Genomic DNA, 19,984 nt, shown 5'->3' with positions numbered 1-19,984 from the left:
TGATGAATGCACAAGATCTAAAGCATTTGACTCAAGAAAAGATCATTGAAGTTGCTATAGAGGAGGGGGCTATTTCTGCCCTCGACTGTGAACAAGATATCTCTTTTCACATTATTCACAACGAACTGTTTATTAAACAAAATGATCTTTTGGCACCGGTTACTAACGCTGAAGTATTTGATAGCTATGGTGACATTGAGCACTTTATTTGGATACCGATTTCTAAACAAGAAAATAAGGTGCTTATTCAAGCAATCCCCTGTTTACCAAATAATTTAGATTTTCACGATCTACAAGTTTCTGTAGATGAAAACACTATTGAGCAAGTTGCTAAACTCGCAAAGCTAAAATACAAAGACATTGATAGCGTTACAGAGTGGCTAAGAAGCGAGTTTGTACTCCAAGTTAATAACCAATCGAAAGTGTTAACTGCGATCAGTAGTGCAAGCATTGCTGAGAAGAGAGGGTTAACGATTTTAGGTAAAACTAGCTTGCTTGAAGTGCAATATACTCCAGAGCAAAGGATGTGGGCGAAATCGATTAAGAAATTGCGCCGAAAGGTTAAGTTCGATCTAAGTTCGATAGATAGTGAATTATCGTTTGTTGACTATACCGCAGTTGCTCGAATCAATGATCCATTGATTAAGCAAAAACTGGAGGAGTTAAATCGAGACAACTCAACATACATAAACTTATGGAATCAATATAACCAAAAAGTTAAAGAAAAAGCGGTAGAGCTAGCCAATAACGCAGGCTTTGTTCGATATATCAAAATCGATAAAGAAGACTCAGTTGATGGTGTGAAATGGAATTTTTACTTTCAAGAAAAAGATATTGAAAAAGTTAAACAGCTTGCCTCTATTTTAAGAGAAGAGCCTAACCATACGTTAGAGATAAACAAGCGATTGCCTAGCTGGTTAGAGAATAATATTGGTGATATAGGGCTGGAAAAGGATGAAAATGTAGAGAGTATTGCTGCTCAATTTTCGGGGCACACTAATCAGTACATAACACTCAACTTAAACTCTTACGGAAAGCCTGAAGAAAAAGGAGTTATTTATTTGTCGATTAGTGGCTCAATTGTGCAGATGCAACGACGGGAGCAAGCAAGAGATTCTATTACAGGCTTTTTGAATCCAATGAAAGACCTACGTCTGTTAATTGAAGATCAAGACTTTAGTATTTCTAGGCAAAAACAAGCCAAAAACAAATTGAAGCCGTTAACCGCTGCTGCGAGAAGATCATTTAAAGGTAAGCCAACTGAAAAACAAATAGAAGCTTTAGATGTCGCTTTAAATACACCCGATATAGCACTAATTCTTGGCCCACCAGGTACAGGTAAAACCCAAGTTATTAGTGCTCTTCAAAATAGATTGGCAGAAGAACATAAGAGTAATTTAACGGGGCAAATATTACTAACCAGCTATCAAAATGATGCGGTGGATAATGTCATCGCTAGATCCGAGGCGTTTGGTATTCCGGCTATTAGAGCCGATGACAATACTCGTGCTCCGTATTTATTGGAGCAGTGGAGCCAGAAACAAACAAGTAATTTAACTGAAGTTGCGAATGAGTTAGCTCAAAATGACGGCAGTTATAAAATTATCAAAAACATTCGAAAGGATATAGCCACGATTTTAGCTTCTCGTGTAGATAAAAAACAAAAACACGAGCGGATAAAAAGTCTTCTTGAGGATATTGATAACCTTAGAATAAACCACGGTTTTGATATTCCTCAGTCCTTAAAAGCAAAACTTGAGCAACAGTTTGACACTCAAGTCGATGAAAAAAAGGCAACTTCTAGCCCCTTGTTACTAAGCCAAGTGAGAGGGTTACGAACGACTGAAAGATCGTATGACGATGATGGCTATGAACAGTCATTCAAATGTCTAACGGCTTTACGTAGAACGGGGCGTTATGAAGAAAAAGTAGAAGTTCTCGAGGAAATTATCGAAAAGCTGACTCTCAGTGCTGAGGACTTTGAAAAACTCAGAGAAATAAAAAATAAGTTACTCGATAATTTAATACCCGATTACCGACCTAAATCGTTACAAGTTGAGCTTTCAAAAGATGAAATATCAACGCTCCATCAATTGAATGAGGTTATCTCTAAGCATGCAATGAATTGTGCAGCAGGAATACCTGATGTTATTGAAGAGTATTTAGACATAATTAAGTATCAACCTAATTACCTTGCAAAAAGTGTAAGAGACTACACAACGTCAATTGGTGCATCTTGTCAACGCTCTGCGGGTCAGCAGGTTGTAAAGTATAAAGAGCAAATAAACGCTTCTTTGGATGAAGTTGGTGGAGACGTTACCTTCGATACGGTCATCGTGGATGAAGCTGCCAGAGCAAACCCGCTTGATTTATTTATTCCTATGGCGCTGGCAACGAAGCGAATCGTTCTGGTTGGAGATCACTTCCAGCTACCTCAAATGTTAGAACCCGATATTGAAAAGGAAATGATTGAAGCTGGTGACTTGCAACAAGAAACAGCTAAAGCAATCAAAATGAGTCTTTTTGAGCGATTATACAAGCAATTAAAAGCTCGCCAAGCCAAAGACGGGATTCAGCGAACTGTTATGCTGGATACCCAGTTTAGGATGCATCCAGATATCGGCGGGTTTGTTAGTCGTTCGTTTTATGAAGCTGAAGGAGAGCCAAAACTTGGAGCAGGCTTAAGCGAAGAGCATTTCGATCTCGGTATTGCTAAGTATAAAGGTAAAGTAGCCGAGTGGATTGACCTGCCATTACTGTCTGGCAAAGAACAGCGTTCAGGGACTAGTTGGCAACGCGATTGTGAAGCACAAAAAGTTGTTAGTGAAGTGCAAGAGCTGTTTGCAGAGAATCATAATTTAAGTGTGGGTGTCATTACCTTCTTTGCCGCACAGCGAGAGTTAATTTTAAATAAGCTTGCCCAAGTAGGTATTTGCCAAAAATCAAAAGATGGTTGGGAGTATCTACCTGGCTTTAAAACTACTAAAGAAGGAGAAGAAAAAATTCGAGTTGGCTCTGTTGATGCTTTCCAAGGAAAAGAGTTTGATGTGGTGATTCTATCAACGGTTCGCTCAAATGATTTTTCGGCATCAGATGAGAATGCATACCGAAAAAAATATGGCTTCATTCGTACACCAAACCGTTTAAACGTGGCGTTTAGTCGAGCGAAGAGCTTGATTAAAGTTGTTGGTGATAAAGCGATGTTTTCTGGTGAGTCAGCCGAAAAAGCTATTCCACAAGTGTGGGCATTTATTCACGAACTCTGTGAGGTCAAGTCATGATTATACATAGAGATATTCAAGATGTTTGCTACTTAAAAAGTAGGCAAACTAAAAAAACGTATTACGAAAGTCAAAAAGATATTTTTTGGCCGTTTTATTTATGGCGTGTTGCTGCACCTAAAAGTAAGCCAAGTTTGAATATTTTTCAGATGCTGGTGTTGAAGCTTATATTAGCTGGGTGTCATGACAACGAAAAACTGTGTCGATATAGCAATTTAGATAAAGAGCTTATCAGACACATATTAGCTGAGTTAACTAATGAAGATTACCTTGATGGTTGGAGTCATACAGACAAGGCCAATAAGCTACTTTTAGGTCTAGAAGAGTCTACAAACGAGAAAACAAGCTATTACATACTTCAAGATGCGACAACAGGAAAGTTGATGCCGAGAGTACTTTCGACATTACCGCATATAGAAGGTATGAATTTTAATGAGCGTTTTCCTCAATTTGTTCGAAGTAAAGGCTCAGGGAAGTTAGTAAAGCCTTTGTTAATAAATAATACTGTTAAGCCGGAAGCGCCAACGCCAGACCAAATGAACACCAGCTTAAGAGCCTATCGCAGAGTTTTGAACCAGTTGAAGCAAGCTGACTTTTATGTATCTGACGATGCGCTAGAAGTCACCTACTCAATTGAGTTTATTGAGCCTGAACCCATCGCAGCGTTTGCCCACGCTAAGTTATTTTCAACAATTTCTGGTGAGCGTTCGTGGTATTTATCTGATCCAACAGGGTTAACGGAAACTCTTCCAGAGCTAAATGATGTTGCAGAACAGTTGTTGGAATCAAATAGGCACTTTGCTTCTAGAGTTAATGAGGTAATGGGTATCGCTGAAGATGAACATACGCTCAATTACAAGCAACAAGAAAAACTATTTGAAGAACAAGCAAAAGTAGAATTGTTATCTAACTATCCCTGGGTTCAAGAGTATTCACTGATAGAAAAGCATGTCTTAGCAACACTGCGATTTAAAAACCAGGCTGAACAATTTCAAACACCTAGACCAGAGATCTTGGAAGGATTGTTGAGCGAGTTGCAAAAAATCATCGAAGCTTGGTTAAAAACCTTAATGAAGCCTAATGAAGCTAATAATAACTGGGAAGTTTTAGTTATGCGGTGGAACGGTAATAGACCTGTTTTTCAGCATGACAGAAGACTTATTGAGCAAATTTACTCAGGTGTTAGTGGAGTTAGTGTCTATACCGCGAAAAGGTTAGCAACCGTCAGAGGGGGCAATGTTCAGTCAGCAATGACAAGAGGCAATCAATCATTAAAGCCTATGCTAGCCGCGATGTTGTTAACGTTACCAAAAGTTGTGGAGCAATTATCAATGCTACTGCCTAACTGGTTAGATGAGGCAATAAGGCTTGCTGATGATAGGAACAATAAAGCTAGCCATGCCAGTGGCGAAGTTTTAACAAAAGAAGAGGTTATGAATCACCTCGATTCAATAGATGAATTATTAAAAGTTTTAGAAAGAATATTAGGAAGTAAATAATGGCAAAACGAAACAAAGCACGGAAGCAGCCTTTAGCTGCAAATGTAACAAATACACCAAACCTTACAACAGATAAAATTGGTAGTGCATTAGCTGCTGTAAACAACCTAACAGAAAGTGATAACGGTACAATTTTTGGCACTATGGCTGAAAAGCTCAAGCTAGCAAAAACGTCACATGATGCAGCGAGTAAAGAGCAAAAAAAAGAAGCATCAGAATCTTACGGCAACGATATTCAAAATTTGGTCGGTGAACTTAAAAAGCTAGTAGAGCAAAACAAGAAAACTGAAGCGGATAATAAACTGAGTTTATCAAGATCAAAACAATTAGAAGAGTCGGTAGAAGAACTTAAAAAGAAAATCGAGTTAGAAAAGAAAGAAATAGATAAGCAGTCCAAAGAGCTGTTAGCGAACAAAAAGAAGTATGCCGAAGATAAGGCTGAAATAGCTAACAAACTGGAAAAGCTAAAAGAGCAAGAACTAGATGCTGAGAGTGGTTTTGCAACCAAACACATGGAAATGATAGATTCGTTTGAAGAAAAGCAAAATAAGCTTTACGAATCATTGGAACAGAAAAAATTAAACCTTGAAAAAGAAGTTGATGAGCTAACTAAAGCCAAACAATCGTTGAATGGAGCGGAAAAAGCCTTGCTCGAAGAAAAGTTACAAGAGTTATCTTCTAAAGAATTGGCATTAGACGAAAAAGAGTTCCAATTAAACCAAGAAAAAACACTAATTGAGAGAAAGCGTAAGCAAGCACAATTAACTAATGAAGAAGCTAGTAGTTATAAAACTTCACTAAAAGGTGAAATCGAACAAGAATTTACTTATCAAATATCTTCACTGGAAAATCAGAAAGAAAATCTTGAAAAGCAAATTACTCAATATGACTTGGGTGAAAAGCAGTTACTTGCAAAGTTGAGTTCATTTAAAGATATAGAGAGAGAATTTGGTGACGATACTCCGCAAGAGGTTTTAGAGCAACTTAATCATTACAAACAAACTGTAAATAAGCTTCGCTTAGAGTTAGATGAGAAGCCTAGTGAACAGCTTGAACAAAATTATAAAGTGCTAAAAAAGACCTACGAAGCATTAGAGCAAGAATGCAATAATGCTCATGCAGAGCTACAGCAAAATAAAGTGCAGCTTACGAAAAGTAGAATGTCTGTTATCGACTTAGAACAGGTTGAGAAACAAAAACAAGCTTTATTGAAGCATAACCAGCTATTGCAAACTTACGTTGATCAGTTAAGTGAAGATGTTGATGATTTAATTAATAAGCAACAAGCTAAAACCGCATTCCCAGCTCTATTAGAACTTGATAGCAAACTAAGAGCAAAAGGGATAACAGAGACTGTTCCTTCATTAACAGACTTTGCTAAAGACCTTCAACATCGTATTGCTTGGGACGCTGATGAACAGAAAGAATTGTACTATCGCCTTGAAGATATTTGGCTATTCATTGCTGGCCTTTCTATGAGCCGTTTACATATCCTACAAGGGATTAGCGGCACAGGTAAAACAAGCTTAGCAAAAGCATTTGCAAGAGCAGTTGGTGGAGGTGTGAAAACCATATCTGTTCAAGCTGGCTGGCGTGATAAAGGAGATTTAATCGGTCATTTTAATGCGTTCGAGAAGAAGTTTTACGAGCAAGAAACTTTGCAAGCTTTATATGAAGCACAATCTCCGGCATACAGTGATCGTCCATACATCGTTTTACTGGATGAAATGAATCTTTCAAGACCTGAACAGTATTTTGCTGAGTTTTTATCAGCTTTAGAGTTAGACCCCAAAGACCGAATTCTTACGTTAATGACAACAGGACAGCCTAATGGGCCAGAAAAGTTAATTGATGGGAGAAAAATTAAAATACCTGAAAACCTCTGGTTTATTGGCACAGCTAACCATGATGAAACAACCTTTGAGTTCGCCGATAAAACTTATGACCGTGCCCATGTAATGGAGCTACCAAGGCATAAGAATACATTTGAAATCAACAAAGATCTTGAGCCAGTTACTTACAGTTTTGATTCACTAGAGGCAGCCTTTGAAGCGGCAGCTAACAAACATAACTCTAAAGTCACTAAGCTTATAAAAGAACTAGATGGCTCTGAGCTGTCAATGATATTAGAGGAAGAATTCAATGTTAGTTGGGGCAATCGACTAGAGCGGCATTTTGTTAGATTTATACCTGTCATGCTTGAGTGTGGCAGTGATTTGGGGTTCGCCTTAGATCATATGTTAGCAACTAAGGTGTTAAGAGCTGGTAAGGCGACTGGCCGTTATGACACTGAGCATGAAGACATTTCAAACCTTATTGATGCATTAAACGACTTTTGGCGTACTCAAGGTTTTAATTCCAAACCTGAAGCGTGCTTGAAACTCTTAAATAATGAATTGAAGAAAAAGAGTAGTCTTTGATGATTACTTGGTATGACAGATTTAACGGGAAGTTAGTAAAACAGCTTCCTGAAAATATTACGTCTGGAAGATATGCGGCTCAGGATTCGTGCATTTTTAATGGATATTCAAATATCCAGCCAGATGATTTTCTTATTAGTGATGGAACTGAAAAGTTTCACATTGGCTCTCAGGTAGGCTCATTTATTCATAATGAAAAGACGGAAAAGCTTGAGACTGAATTAGAAATTATCGAAAGTGCAATACTCGCATACCAAGAAGCGGTTGACTTGGGGAGAGATAGCTCTTTTCTCATACCAGATAAATTACTTGCTCGCTTTGAATTAACTAAATTTGAGGAATTACTAGTTGATGTCCTAAAAAAAGGACATCTCCAAGAAATTGCCAGACGGCCTAGAATGGAGTTAATTTATGAAGAGCACCTTGTTCCTGTATCCAGAGCTAAAAAAGTAGCTAGTTCTGCCAATGCTCACCTGGCTTCTCATTCAGAATGTTGGCAAACCAGAACACTAACAGGTGTGATCCCCAAACAAATTCTCGCTTTAGAAAGTGAAGATCAGCTCAATATTTATGAAAATCGAGTGTATGTGAAACTGCTGGGTAAAATTGAGCAATATTTAATTAAGCGCATTTTAGAAGTTAAAAAATTGGAAGAAATATTTAAGCAAGCAGTGAATTTCCAAAGTGCTAAAGATATATATTTTGAGTTGAGAGACAGTATATTTACCTTGTGGGGGGAAGGTTTTTCCGATGATGAACAAGTGGATGATGCCGCGGTATACGGTATAGCAACACTTGAACTCCTAACCATGATGTTAAAAAGAGTGAGAATATTACAACATTCAGGCTTGTATCTTTCTTTGGCCAACAAGGTTCATGTATCACTTAAATTAAATATGACAAACGTTTTGTCACATGACCAGCATTATCGTCATGTAGCAAGGTTATGGAACAGTTGGTTGGATACTCAGCAATCTAATAACCTCGACCCTAAGCAAATTTTTCAACGAAATAAGAAGCTTTCCGCTGCATATTCGCAGTATTGTTGTGACTTAGTGAATCGAACGCTGCATGAACTTGGTTTTAATGAATTGACACCAAATTACTTTAAAAGAAATGAAAATCAGACCATCTACCTTGAGGTAACAGCTGCCTCTGAAATTGTGTTAAAAGCATCTAAACAAAGTTTGTGCTTTGTTCCATGCTTCACCAACAATATTGACCTATCAGACACCGTGGCGATGGAAAGCAACCAAAGGGTATTGCTTTCTTTTGGTGATGTTGCAGAAATGAGTGAACATCATCTTTGTACTTCGCCAATTAATTTTTATTCATTAGAACAGCTAGCTATATTGATTTCGAAGTGGTTAGTCAGCCAAGCATTTCAAGCTCTTGGGAGCACCATATCTAAAGCTCCGTCAGCACTCGTGCAAATGTTAATTAGAACGAATGCAGATGGCTATTGGAAGGTTGAAAATAATAGCGTCACCATAATAAAACCATGTCTAGCTATTAAACCTAAACTATTAGAATTTAAGAAGGAACACAGTAGAGATGTTTCATTAGATCAAGCAGTTGGTGCTATTGTTGAGGCTACCGAAAGATTCGAAGAGCTATTGTATTGCCCTTGTTGCGGTGTAAAAGCTGATGCAAACCAATGGCTCCCTAGAGATGACAACTGCTTTGCTATTAGAAAGTCTGGATGTAACCATAAGTGGGAAGTTAACCGTCAACCAGATGGGACTAGTGTATTAGTGATAAAACCAGCTAAATTATCAGAGCCTGACTTCTCATATAAGTTTGAAGATTATGGTCGATACCTAATGCAGATTAAATTATGATAATTCAATAGATATGATTTTGACTTTGAAAAACTTCCAAACAAAGAAAAAATAATGTGTTTAAGTTAGCTGGAAATAATTATGGCCGTTTTTGTGAATAATGCATTTATCTTTGCTGCCACCTTTAATTACAGGTTAGATGATAGTAAATCAAAATTCTATTCTGTCATAAATATTATGATGTAGTTGAAGTGCTGTTGAAAATGTTTCGTATGATCCCCACAAGTGGCAACTAAACCCTGTTATATTTTAAATCAAATGTGGGGTGAGGCTTTTGAGATAATGTTAATTCAACGCTATAACTTAATTTTGGATTGTATTCCGCTGGCGCCACAGCGTACTTCAGTTTGCGACTTGAGAGTCAAGCTTGTAGATCGCGGCTTTGAAATTTCAACCCGTATGCTGCAGCGCGATCTTCAATTACTTTACGAGCAGGGTTGCTTCGGTCTTGAAAAAGACATGCGGAGTAAACCGTATGGATGGTCTATTAATTCGCAGTGGCGGGGTGGTAACTTAAAAATAATGAGCAGTGAAGTCGCTGAGCATTATTTGTTGTTGGAGCAGTTACTACCGCAATCTGTACCGAGTGATGTTAAACAGTCGGTACATACTAAAGCAGAGCAGGCGCTTAAGCGTTTTACTGGCCGTGTACCTAATTGGCTTTCAACCCTGCCTAAACCATCCTTAAAAGTGAATATTGATACTCAGCTAATTGCGCAAATTGAGCATGCGATTAAACATAAACGAGCAGTGAGTGCCGAGCTTTATAGGGTGCTTTACGATGAGGCACATTGGCTTAAGTTTGCTGAATTGAGTTTTTATAACTTAGTTGAGCAAGGTGGGATATTAATGGCGCAGTTCATGGTGGGAGAACTTCACGAAAAGTGTTACCAAATGCCGGTTTACCGCATTCGTAATGTACATATTCTGCAAAATACACGACGTGAACCAAGCACTGAGCAGTTAGAGTCGTTACGTAGTGCGATTAACAAAGGCATGTCGCAAGAAGCGATTGAGTTAATTGTAAAAGTACCCAAGCACTCGGCGGTTAATCAAGGCTTTATTGAACTTGGTGAGCTGACTGACAAGCAACAGATTGACGATAAAAACGTATTACTTACCTACCAGGCTATTGATACTGAACAACTAACCGATGAGCTATTTAAATGTGCTCACTGGCTTGAAGTCATACAACCTGAGCGCATTAGGAAAAGAATTACCACAAAGCTTAAAGCGGCTGCTAACATTTATAAATAACTCCAACTAGTTTAGGTGCGTCAAAAATTGACGCACCTATTTGTTATGCTCCTTTAAAAGTTAAGGAGTGGTTATGTTTCAATTAATTCAACAAAATGATGGTTTATCAATCGGTGTATTTGGTATTGGTGGGTGTGGCTGTAATACGCTGAATAGTATTTTTGAACAACGCGAGTCTGAGCAGGCGCACTTGTACAGTGTTAATACCGACAAAGTGGTACTTGAGCATACGCAAAGTGATGAAGCAGTACTAATAGGTGCAGAGCTCACTCATGGGTATGGTGCAGGGGCCGATCCCAAAGTTGGACTGCAAGCGGCAGAAGAGAGTAAAGAGCAGCTTTTAACGCTTATTAATGGCTGCGATATAATTCTGTGTGCAACAGGCTTGGGTGGTGGAACTGGGACTGGCGCTAGCCCTTACATTGCACAACTTGCTAGTGAGCAAGGTAAGCCCATTATATTTGTTGCTACATTGCCATTTAGTAGTGAAGGGCAGTTTAGAAGCAATATAGCTCAAGCCGGTTTAAATGAGCTTAAAGAGCATGCTAATGCGGTTATTACGCTCCCTAACGACCAACTAATAGAAGTCCTTGGTAACGATATCGGTTTATTTGATGCGTTTAAACACTCAAACCAAATACTCCACTCACTCATAAAATCATTAATCGATATGCTTTGCTTTCAAGGCTTAATAAACGTGGATTTAAACGATTTTGCTAAAATTATGGATTGCCAAGGTGATGCTGTACTGGGTGTTGGTAAATGTGATGAAGAAAGCGAGTTAACTGCTGCGCTTGATAGTGCACTTAATAATCCGCTTGTTAATCAGGTTGATATGTCATCAAGTACTGGTGTGATAATACAAGTAAATTGTAAGGAAGAAATTTCACTAGGCAGTTACAACCTCATTACCGATACAGTGCGTCAGCAGGTAAGTCCAAATGCTTTGGTTATTTGTGGTGTGTCAAAAATAGAAAGCTTAGCGACCAATTATGAGCTACTCATTATAGCTACGGGTGCTAGTACCAAAATGATACTCGATGACACTAAAAGTGAGTCAAGTTCTAAAGTAGTCGCTACTAAGCCAAAACCATCTGATATTTTTGATATCCCCGCTTTTATACGTAACCAATCTGCACCACCGAGTAAAAGCTCTTTATAGGTTTTGTAAGTAAATACAAAACTGTATAGCTATATGTAAATGCTACTCTAGTATTTTTAAAGGGCGACCCTTCTTAAGCTTTTGGGCTTGCTGGGTTATATTACTCCAGAAAGTGGAATAAGCACTTACTGTGCTTTTGACTTTGACGATAAATTTATTTGAATAATCAAACTTTAAAAATGATTTTTTAGCCGTTTTCTTTGTTAACTTATTTTGCTTTTTAACTTCGTTAAGGATCTCCTTCTCAAATAGGGAAAAGTTTTTATAAAGTGCTTTAATATCAGTGTTATATATTTTATTCGAGTGGTCATAATGTTTACTCATCGGATCGTGCTCTGAAACAGAGTGATGAAGCATTTTTTTAGACTCAATCTCAGCAATTGTTGATGACCCAATTTTTTTAGTTAGCACTTCTTTCATATGTGATTTTAAGAAGCTGCGAAGTAGTGTTGGAAATGCTCCGGCTGAGCCTTTTATATTTATGTTATCTCGCGGGGCCGCCACCATGTTTTTTGGTGCATGATATTTAAGAGTTCGGTTTAAACTCTCTTTACTAATGGGTTTTGAGTTGTCTTTAACCTTGCAAAATAAGTAGGTGCGGTTTATGTCTGGGTTTAATTTTAACTCTTGCTGTATTGCTTTTTTCATCTCGGATGTGAGTTGTATTTTAAACTCTTTTTGGTTTTTCATTGCTCCGCGAGCAGTATGAGTTGTTTCAGGAAACGTTAAAAATTTAGGATTATCTAAATCATCTATATACGATAGGCGCAAGTTGCAAATATTTATAGGCCTTAGCCCAGTAAACATCATCAGTAGTACCGCATTTATTAATGTATTATTTTTAGCTGTTTTTAGGTTTATGTATAGCTGAGAAATTAGAGATATATCAGTATATGCCTTACAAGGAATAGGCTTCGCCGTTCGAGAAGATATATAATTATTGTCTACCTCTAGGAATGGATTAGTGCCGTTATTATATTTATTTTTTGCGAACACCCACAGCTTTTTCATTTGCTCGAATAGCTTAGCCACATGCGGACCACTTTTCTCTGTTAGTAGTTGGTCAAGCGTTGCTTCTATTATCTCAGGCGTAATAGTTTGAAATAACGTATTTTTACCAAAGGCATTTTGAATTGCATTAAGGTAAGAGGTGTATGTTGTTACTGTGGTTTCAGCTAACTTGCTAGGGCTATGCTTATTAATTGACTGTAAGTTTTCTATTTGTTTACTCACTACAAATTCGAATGTGTAATCAGAGGTGTTCTTTTTGTATATTTCGGTCGCTCTTAATTTCGCTGCCGAAAAACTCATAACATTAGAATCACCAATCTTGATATTTTTTATGCCATGTTCTTTTTTAAAATGAGTAAAAAATTTAATAATGCCATCATGCTGGAATACAATTCTTATTTGATCTTTAAGCTGATACTTTGAAAGCCTCCTTCCTTTATCCTGCGCCAATATAATAGTCGCAAGACTGGCTAGCTCTTCAATTGACTCGTCATTATACGGTGGCTTATTCGCATTAAATTCAGCCATGCAAAGGTCACGACTTTTAATCGTGACCTCACATGGTTTTATTGAATTTAATACTGATGTTGCCATTAATACATAAGCCTTAAAAAGTTAAAATCATCAAATAACTGATGAGGTATCGCTCTAATAAGGCAATGATATGAAATTAATTTTTTTTACAAAAACTTTGGTAAGTCGAAATTAAACTTTTTTTAATTATTTTTTGCTTTGGCCTCTGGTCATTTAAATATCTCTCAACGACAGCTCTTCCCTCTGCTGTTAAGATCAAATCTTTTGCTACTCTACCCGTATCACCAAGTGGCTGATTAATGAAGTTTACATAACTGCCTTTGTGAACTAAGTGAGCTTTAATTCTATCTCTCAGGGCTTTCTTTTGGTTATTTTCTTCTAGGTTCTTAGCTTGTTTACTTTGCATACCCGTAAGTTTGAGTTGTTGGTTTTCGAGTTCCTTGGCTCTTTTTAAAATACTTGCTTCATGAATTTTGAATACATTAAATTTTAGCTTTGTTGAAGTGCCAAATAGCTCTTCAGATTTATCATAGTTTAAGCCGTTTGGATCGTCCTCTTTTCTGAGGTGATGAAGCGCGAGTCTGGTGAGTTCCTCTGCGTGTTTAAAATGATAGCCATTGGCAACCATAATCGCTTTTGCGTTGGATTTAAAAAAGCTTCGGCACATTGTGCAAAATGCACCTGCAGATCCTTTCATTACAATATTTCTTTTATCTCCTTTTACTGCATCAACAGGGGAGTAATCTTTGATGATTTTGTCCAACGACCTTTTAGCAAATGGTTTGTTAAGATCGCGAGGCTGAAGAAATATGTGATCAGGGTTACAGTTAGGGAGCGCATTTTCCATCCAGGCTCTTTGCTCTAAAATAATGGCGCGCATGGCTTTGGTTAAGGGTAGCTTATATTCTTTTTGATTTTTCATTTCTCCACGAACCCCAACAACAGATGCCGGAAAGGTAATTAAGGTTGGGAAATCGATACTATTGAGCCACTCCCACTTCATTTGTGGAATGTTGATAGGGCGTATGCCTGTTAATATCATAAATCGAGCAGCATTTTTCTGATGCACATTAGGGGTTGATGCGAGGTTTATCCATAATTCAGCTATCGAATCTAAGTCAGTATAAACTTGGCAAGGTCTAGGGCTTTCTACGCGGTCAGATACGTAAAAGTCATCGATATCAGCTGCTGGGTTTTTACCTGAGTTAAATTTGTTCTTAGCAAATCGCCATACTCTTCTAATCTGTGCAAAAAGCTCGATTGCCTGGTTATTGGACTCTGTCTGGATAATTAAATCTACAATCTTTTCTAACTCTCCAGCTGAAAGAGACTGGAACGCACGCTTAAGTGGGAAATGATGCCTGAGCTTTTTTATTCTGCATTGATATGTTCTGAGCGATGAAGCTGCAAATTTGGTAGGTGCAGTGTTATGGCGCTCTATTAAGCTTTGTTCATAAGCATCAAACACAGTTTTAATATTATGATTATTTAAAATACCATATTTCATTTGCTCAGTAAGCTTACGTGCTTTTGCTATTGTTAATTCAGGTGCTTCTCCTAATTTAGTATTCGCTATACCAGATGATTTAGGGAATGCTGAGTAAAAAGAGACTGTTCCAGATTGGGTAAATATAAGACGAAGATTGTGTTGTGCCTCATATTTCGATAATCGCTTCGTATCTTGCTTCTTAACCTCTTGTTTTGATTTTTCTTTTTCCTCGAAAAAGATGATTTGAGAGGCCAAAATAACACAGCGATTTATGTGCTGCATAGAAAATGGCGATTTAAGTTGCTTCCATTCTAGTTTCGCTTTCGTGTATTGAGCTTTGGTAAGCGTTGACAGTGATTTTTTCACTTTGATTAAACCTATATAAATAAAGGCCTTGCGGCGATTTTTATTGATTAAGATCAACAAAGCAACAGAGAAAGATTGGCATAATTCGCGGCTGTAATTTACACCCAAAAATAAAAATTTGTGTTACTAATTTGTGTTACGATTTAATGAAAAATAGCGGTTTTTTATTAAACTAGAACTGCACAAAAGTTAGCCTTTACACACCTTTGTTTTTACTTATCTTTTTGTTTTATAATGATATTAATTTAAAAGGCTTAAAAATGGCTCTACTCATAAATAACAAGTGCATTAACTGCGACATGTGTGACCCAGAATGCCCTAATGAGGCTATTTATATGGGCGCTAAAATATACCAAATAGATGCAAACAAATGTACAGAGTGTGTAGGGCATTATGATAAACCTACTTGCGTAAGTGTTTGCCCTATTGACTGCATAAAGCCCGATCCGAATAAGCGTGAAACTTTGGACGAACTAGCAGAAAAATTTGTGCTGTTAACTAACTTGTAACTTGTTTAGGTATTTTGCTAAGCAGCTTTTAATTTAGGCTAAAAACACTACTTACATTAATTATTTAGGTTGTAGCTAAGGTCCTCTGTCATGCATTTTTAGTTTCAATCAAATCTTATTACCTTCATTAATTATCAACTATATTGTGTTACCTTAAGGCTTTATAAACTCAAGTATTAATCTAAGTTTTAGATTGCATTCTATAGGAGTCTATTTTGGGTATAGGTATTAACGCTATTCAGGCTGTATCTTCAAAACAAGCCATATTTATTAATGATGAGTGCCGAGTATTTGTAATTGGCGATCTTGATGGTGATTTACCGGCCTTAAAAAACGCACTTAATAACGTAAATTTTAATCCTGAAAGAGATACTTTGTTTTGCCTAGGCGATTTTGTTGATCGCGGGGATAAAACATATGACTTATTTACATACTTACAAGCCATTAGGGCATGTATGATATTAGGTAATCATGAGCATTTAATGTTGGAATCATTATTAAGTAATGATATAGCGGCTTTTAAATTATGGACTGACAATGGTGGCAATTGGCACAAGTCGGTATCGAGTGAAAAGCTCAGTGTTATGTGCGATGAGTTACTAACTAAACCGCTTTCAATAGTACTAGAGTATCGTGGTTATACAATAGGGTTGTCTCATACATTTGCACAATCGTGGGATTGGGAAAATTACCCTGATGATAAATCGCTAATCGTGCAATCTTTGTTGTGGGATCGCGAAGTAGTTAAACAAAATAAGGTAGTTAAAAGTCATGGAGTCGACTTTTCAATACATGGACATAACTCAACTAAAGCGCCTTTTTGGGTTGGTGATAGTTATCATATAGATACAAATTATTATGGTGGAAAGCCGACATTACTCGAGCTTTCAGAGGTTATTGCTACGCTTGATTAACCAAGCGCTATTTAGCAATTATTACTTCTTTCAAATATCATCCGGCAGTTTTGCTTTTTAAAGTATAAACTGCTGACTACCACATCAAATTATCCCCTTCGTATTTTTGTATACACTTTATGATGATTTATGCATTGTAATTATTCATTAAGCTATTAAATACCACAAAGCCGCTCTTAGTTTGTTAATTGAGAGTGGTTTTGAAGTGTGGGTTGGATTTTAAGTTTCATTCAATAGGTATTAATACAGTTATATGAGACGTTTATTTAGTTTTAATATTGATGATTAACAAACGGTTAAGTTTGGCTGTGTAGAATTGGGAACAATTTTTGCCATTTCGTAAATAATTTACGTAAAAGGACTAACTTCTCGCTTTAGGTTTTATATAAGCAGATTTAAATGGAACAGCCTCTCACATGATAGTAGCAAGCATATACCCTTTCCCTTTTTCAACGTTTTGTAAGTCGTCACTTTATATATCAATTTTTTCTGCTTTGGGTTCTACGTGTGCTTTTGCAGCGCAAGAAAACCCGCAGCACGCAAAAGGTATGGAAGTAATAGAAGTACGTGGTATCCGTTCAAGTATGGCCGAAAACTTAGATGTAAAACGTATGTCGGGATCTGTAGTTGATGCCATTACCGCGGAAGACATTGGAAAGTTCCCTGATAAAAACGTTGCAGACTCACTTCAGCGTGTACCCGGTGTGGTAATTGAGCGTGACGGCGGGGAAGGTTCATCGGTTAGTATTCGTGGTTTATCGTCAGAACTTACCTTTACACAACTTAATGGTAATTTTATTGCGTCTTCCCCGGGGGAGCCTTCGCGTTCGTTTGATTATGCTTTGTTACCGTCTTCAATGATTGAAAGCGTAGAGGTTTATAAATCGCCAGAAGCACGCTTAGATGAAGGTGGGGTTGGTGGTACTGTATTAATGCATAGCCGAAAACCTCTGAGTATGGATGCAAACTCAGGTGTATTTAATGTAGAGAGTACTTACGCTGATGTTACAAAAGAGTACGAACCGCAGTTTACGGGTTTATATTCATGGAAAAATGACAACGAAAACTTTGGTGTATTAGTTGGCTATACCTATCAGGAACGGACAAACAGAACGCTTTCGGGCGGTACTGATGCTAATGTATGGCGCTATACTGGCACTGGGCAAGCAACAGATATACATGGTAATACAGTTGATAACAATAACGGTTGGGATACTATTAATGATGCAAACGGCAACAGTTACGATGGCGTTTGGTTTCCGCAAGTTGTTCGAGGTTCTGTTCTTAACGAAAAACGTGAGCGCGAAGGGATTCAATTTAGTTCCCAGTGGCGACCAACAAATCGTTTAGAGCTTGGCTTTAATTATTTTGGTTTTACACTTGGGCAAGACAGAACAGAATCTGTGATTGATATACCAGAGTGGTCTTTAAATCCTGATTTTTTGACGGATGTAAATCTTGATGAGTCGGGCACTATTGTTACTGGTATGCAATACGATGCAATGGCAAGTGGTGTCGAAAATGATATGCAATTTCCGTGGATGCGTGGCAGCTACGTACGTGAGGAATCTACCTCCGATACCTTTGATTTTAATTTAACCTATGAAGGTGATAATTTTAAAGCGCGCTTTGTAATTGGTAATACACAATCAGAGGGCGGCCCAGAAGAAAGCTGGGAAGCGGCGTATAAAAGTTCTAACGCGGGCGAAAACGCAGCCACTATTCAAAACGCAGCTCAAACGGCTGGCTGGTCGCTCAATCAAAATAATGTGTCACTTAATATCGACCCTAATACATTAGTTAATTTACAAAATGGAGTTGGAGGCGGTCGTGATGCGGGCTCTTCAAACTCAAGCTTTGTACGCAGTGAGCTAGAAGAAGATTACTACCAAGCTGATGTGGATTTTTATGTAGATTGGGGCTTTTTAAAAACAATTAGAACCGGTGTTAAGTACCGCAACTCAATTCTTCACCGTGAAACCGGCAACACCTTCTTTTTAGATCCAAATTTTGATATTGCTGCAGGGGAAGCAAGTGAACAAGGTATTACCCGTTTTGATAGCTACCAATGGAATGGTGGAATGCCATTAGCTCAAAATGTATTTACTAGTGAGAATAATATTGCAGGTGGTTTTGATATAAACCAAATGCCAAGTATCGACTGGAATAAATACCGCGATATGGTCACTGCTAGTTATGTACCTTATACGCGCATTGAAGATAATTTTGTTTACGATATAGAAGAAAAAATATCGGCTTTTTATATACAAGGTGATTTTGAATTTAGTGAAGTCAGAGGTAATTTGGGTGTGCGTGTTGTGCAAACAAAAACACTTACTTCATCTACTGACTTATATACCTACCAATTAGATCACACAAATGATGAAACAGGTGAGCCAGTAACAGGTGACGCTCGTTTTGTAGAAGACTATCAATTAGTCACTCAGCAAAACAAAGACACTCAGGTTTTGCCAAGCTTTAATATAGCGTGGGATGCAACCGACGATTTAGTTATTCGTGGGGCAATAGCTAAAGTAATATCTCGTTCTGACTATAGTGATTTAGGTGCGCAGCAGCGCATTACCTATGTATCAGGTGAATGGGCAGAAGATAGAGCCGCATTTAACGAGCTTCCTGGTTTTAGCGGTAGTGGCGGAAATAAAAACTTGAAACCATTTGAATCAGTTCAAGCTGATTTATCTATTGAGTATTATTATGGCGAAGGTTCTGCTGTTGGGTTGGCACTTTTTCATAAAAAAGTAGATAACTTTGTTGTGCCACTGGTGATCGACGTAGAGCAAAACTTTGCTGGTAAAAATAATATAGTGGATGCAGGGACTATTAATATAGCCCCTTACAGCACTGTAGGTAATGGCACCGATGCAGTATCAAAAGGCGCGGAAGTATTTATTCAGCATGCCTTTGATAGTGGTTTTGGCTTTTACGCAAATTACACCTATAACAAAACCAATAAAGCAGATGTAACAATTAATGGTGAAGAATTTGGTCAGTCGGCCTTAATAGGTAGTGCAAAGTATCAGTACAACACCTCTGTTTATTATGAAGGAGATTATTTTAATGTACGTGCTTCTTATAATAAGCGCGGCGAAACAGTACTGGGTTTAAATAGCGGATTAAATGTATACCAAGACCCTTACGAGCAACTCGATGTAAATGCATCCGTAAATTTATACGACGGGCTTAGCTTTACCGCAGCGGTTATTAATTTAACTAAATCTGAATCAGTAACGCGTTTAGGAAATGACACCGATGCGCGATTACTCAATACTAGCTACTCAGGTCGTCGTTTTTACGCGGGCTTTAACTATAGCTTTTAGATAAATGACTTAATAGCTGGTCTGTAGACAGTATTTTTTGATAGCGCAGGCCATAACAAACACTTTAATAGGCGTTAAATGTTAATAAAGTGCTAGTTATGTTGTGTTTTTAATGCGTTTAGCTCAAATTCTCAGCGAACAGTGATTTATTTAAAGTTTTGTCAATAAAACGCTTGCGTAAAAATCTGTTCTCCCTATAATGCGACCCCACTGAGACGGGAAACGCTGAAGCATAGCAAGGCACGAACTACTCACAGAGTTAAATAAAACTTCGGTTTTAAATCTTCCAAAAGAAAGTTTAAAACAAAGTGTTGACTCGAAAAATAAAGGGTGTATTATTCGCATCCCTTGAGACGCTAAAGC

General features: G+C 37.7%; 11 protein-coding genes. 9 read left to right on the top strand and 2 right to left on the bottom strand.

Going from position 1 to position 19,984, the window contains the following annotated elements; all coding sequences use genetic code 11:
* Positions 1 to 2: 2 nt before the first annotated feature.
* The 6 genes from H5126_RS16520 to H5126_RS16495 all read left to right on the top strand — a co-directional run bounded on the left by H5126_RS16520 (position 3) and on the right by H5126_RS16495 (position 11,460).
* Positions 3 to 3,281: a DEAD/DEAH box helicase gene (locus H5126_RS16520; RefSeq protein WP_182720611.1), complete on the top strand. Its 3,279-nt coding sequence runs from the start codon at positions 3 to 5 to the stop codon at positions 3,279 to 3,281.
* Positions 3,278 to 4,780 carry a hypothetical protein gene (locus H5126_RS16515; protein WP_182720610.1) on the top strand — a complete coding sequence of 501 codons (1,503 nt, stop codon included), beginning with the start codon at positions 3,278 to 3,280 and terminating at the stop codon, positions 4,778 to 4,780. Before H5126_RS16520 ends, H5126_RS16515 begins: the two co-directional genes overlap by 4 nt.
* Entirely contained in the window at positions 4,780 to 7,200 is a 2,421-nt protein-coding gene (locus H5126_RS16510; protein ID WP_182720609.1) for an AAA family ATPase, read from the top strand. Before H5126_RS16515 ends, H5126_RS16510 begins: the two co-directional genes overlap by 1 nt.
* The gene (locus H5126_RS16505; RefSeq protein WP_182720608.1) at positions 7,200 to 9,041 is read left to right on the top strand and encodes a DUF2357 domain-containing protein; all 1,842 of its coding nucleotides are present in this window, start codon (positions 7,200 to 7,202) and stop codon (positions 9,039 to 9,041) included. Before H5126_RS16510 ends, H5126_RS16505 begins: the two co-directional genes overlap by 1 nt.
* Positions 9,042 to 9,323: 282 nt before the next feature.
* A complete protein-coding gene (locus tag H5126_RS16500) occupies positions 9,324 to 10,298 on the top strand; it encodes a YafY family protein (RefSeq protein WP_259399120.1) in 975 nt (324 codons plus the stop codon).
* A gap of 73 nt (positions 10,299 to 10,371) precedes the next feature.
* Complete coding sequence (locus tag H5126_RS16495; protein WP_182720607.1) at positions 10,372 to 11,460, top strand: cell division protein FtsZ; 1,089 nt, start codon at positions 10,372 to 10,374, stop codon at positions 11,458 to 11,460.
* 42 nt (positions 11,461 to 11,502) lie between these two features.
* On the opposite strand, the gene H5126_RS16490 is transcribed toward H5126_RS16495, so the two are convergent.
* Together H5126_RS16490 and H5126_RS16485 are read right to left on the bottom strand one after the other, a co-directional pair.
* On the bottom strand, positions 11,503 to 13,065 hold the full coding sequence (locus H5126_RS16490; RefSeq protein WP_182720606.1) for a tyrosine-type recombinase/integrase: 1,563 nt from the start codon (positions 13,063 to 13,065) through the stop codon (positions 11,503 to 11,505).
* A 76-nt stretch (positions 13,066 to 13,141) separates the two neighbouring features.
* On the bottom strand, positions 13,142 to 14,860 hold the full coding sequence (locus H5126_RS16485; protein WP_310736038.1) for a hypothetical protein: 1,719 nt from the start codon (positions 14,858 to 14,860) through the stop codon (positions 13,142 to 13,144).
* A gap of 260 nt (positions 14,861 to 15,120) precedes the next feature.
* Between H5126_RS16485 and H5126_RS16480 the strand changes: the two genes are divergently transcribed.
* The 3 genes from H5126_RS16480 (at position 15,121) to H5126_RS16470 (ending at position 19,621) form a co-directional block, all read left to right on the top strand.
* Positions 15,121 to 15,369 carry a YfhL family 4Fe-4S dicluster ferredoxin gene (locus H5126_RS16480; RefSeq protein ID WP_182720605.1) on the top strand — a complete coding sequence of 83 codons (249 nt, stop codon included), beginning with the start codon at positions 15,121 to 15,123 and terminating at the stop codon, positions 15,367 to 15,369.
* A gap of 215 nt (positions 15,370 to 15,584) precedes the next feature.
* On the top strand, positions 15,585 to 16,283 hold the full coding sequence (locus H5126_RS16475; protein ID WP_182720604.1) for a metallophosphoesterase: 699 nt from the start codon (positions 15,585 to 15,587) through the stop codon (positions 16,281 to 16,283).
* A 416-nt stretch (positions 16,284 to 16,699) separates the two neighbouring features.
* A complete protein-coding gene (locus tag H5126_RS16470) occupies positions 16,700 to 19,621 on the top strand; it encodes a TonB-dependent receptor (RefSeq protein ID WP_182720603.1) in 2,922 nt (973 codons plus the stop codon).
* Positions 19,622 to 19,984 lie beyond the last annotated feature (363 nt).

This window comes from Pseudoalteromonas sp. SG45-3 (genome assembly GCF_014164075.1).
Classification (GTDB): Bacteria; Pseudomonadota; Gammaproteobacteria; order Enterobacterales; family Alteromonadaceae; genus Pseudoalteromonas; species Pseudoalteromonas distincta.
The sequence above is the reverse complement of the archived record's forward strand: the minus strand, read 5'-3'. Positions and strand labels throughout refer to the sequence as shown.

Excerpts from the sequence above, each read along its gene's own strand:
- H5126_RS16520 (WP_182720611.1), top strand. The coding sequence starts at position 3 with ATGAATGCACAAGATCTAAAGCATTTGACTCAAGAAAAGATCATTGAA.
- H5126_RS16515 (WP_182720610.1), top strand. The coding sequence starts at position 3,278 with ATGATTATACATAGAGATATTCAAGATGTTTGCTACTTAAAAAGTAGG.
- H5126_RS16510 (WP_182720609.1), top strand. The coding sequence starts at position 4,780 with ATGGCAAAACGAAACAAAGCACGGAAGCAGCCTTTAGCTGCAAATGTA.
- H5126_RS16505 (WP_182720608.1), top strand. The coding sequence starts at position 7,200 with ATGATTACTTGGTATGACAGATTTAACGGGAAGTTAGTAAAACAGCTT.
- H5126_RS16500 (WP_259399120.1), top strand. The coding sequence starts at position 9,324 with ATGTTAATTCAACGCTATAACTTAATTTTGGATTGTATTCCGCTGGCG.
- H5126_RS16495 (WP_182720607.1), top strand. The coding sequence starts at position 10,372 with ATGTTTCAATTAATTCAACAAAATGATGGTTTATCAATCGGTGTATTT.
- H5126_RS16490 (WP_182720606.1), bottom strand. The coding sequence starts at position 13,065 with ATGGCAACATCAGTATTAAATTCAATAAAACCATGTGAGGTCACGATT.
- H5126_RS16480 (WP_182720605.1), top strand. The coding sequence starts at position 15,121 with ATGGCTCTACTCATAAATAACAAGTGCATTAACTGCGACATGTGTGAC.
- H5126_RS16470 (WP_182720603.1), top strand. The coding sequence starts at position 16,700 with ATGATAGTAGCAAGCATATACCCTTTCCCTTTTTCAACGTTTTGTAAG.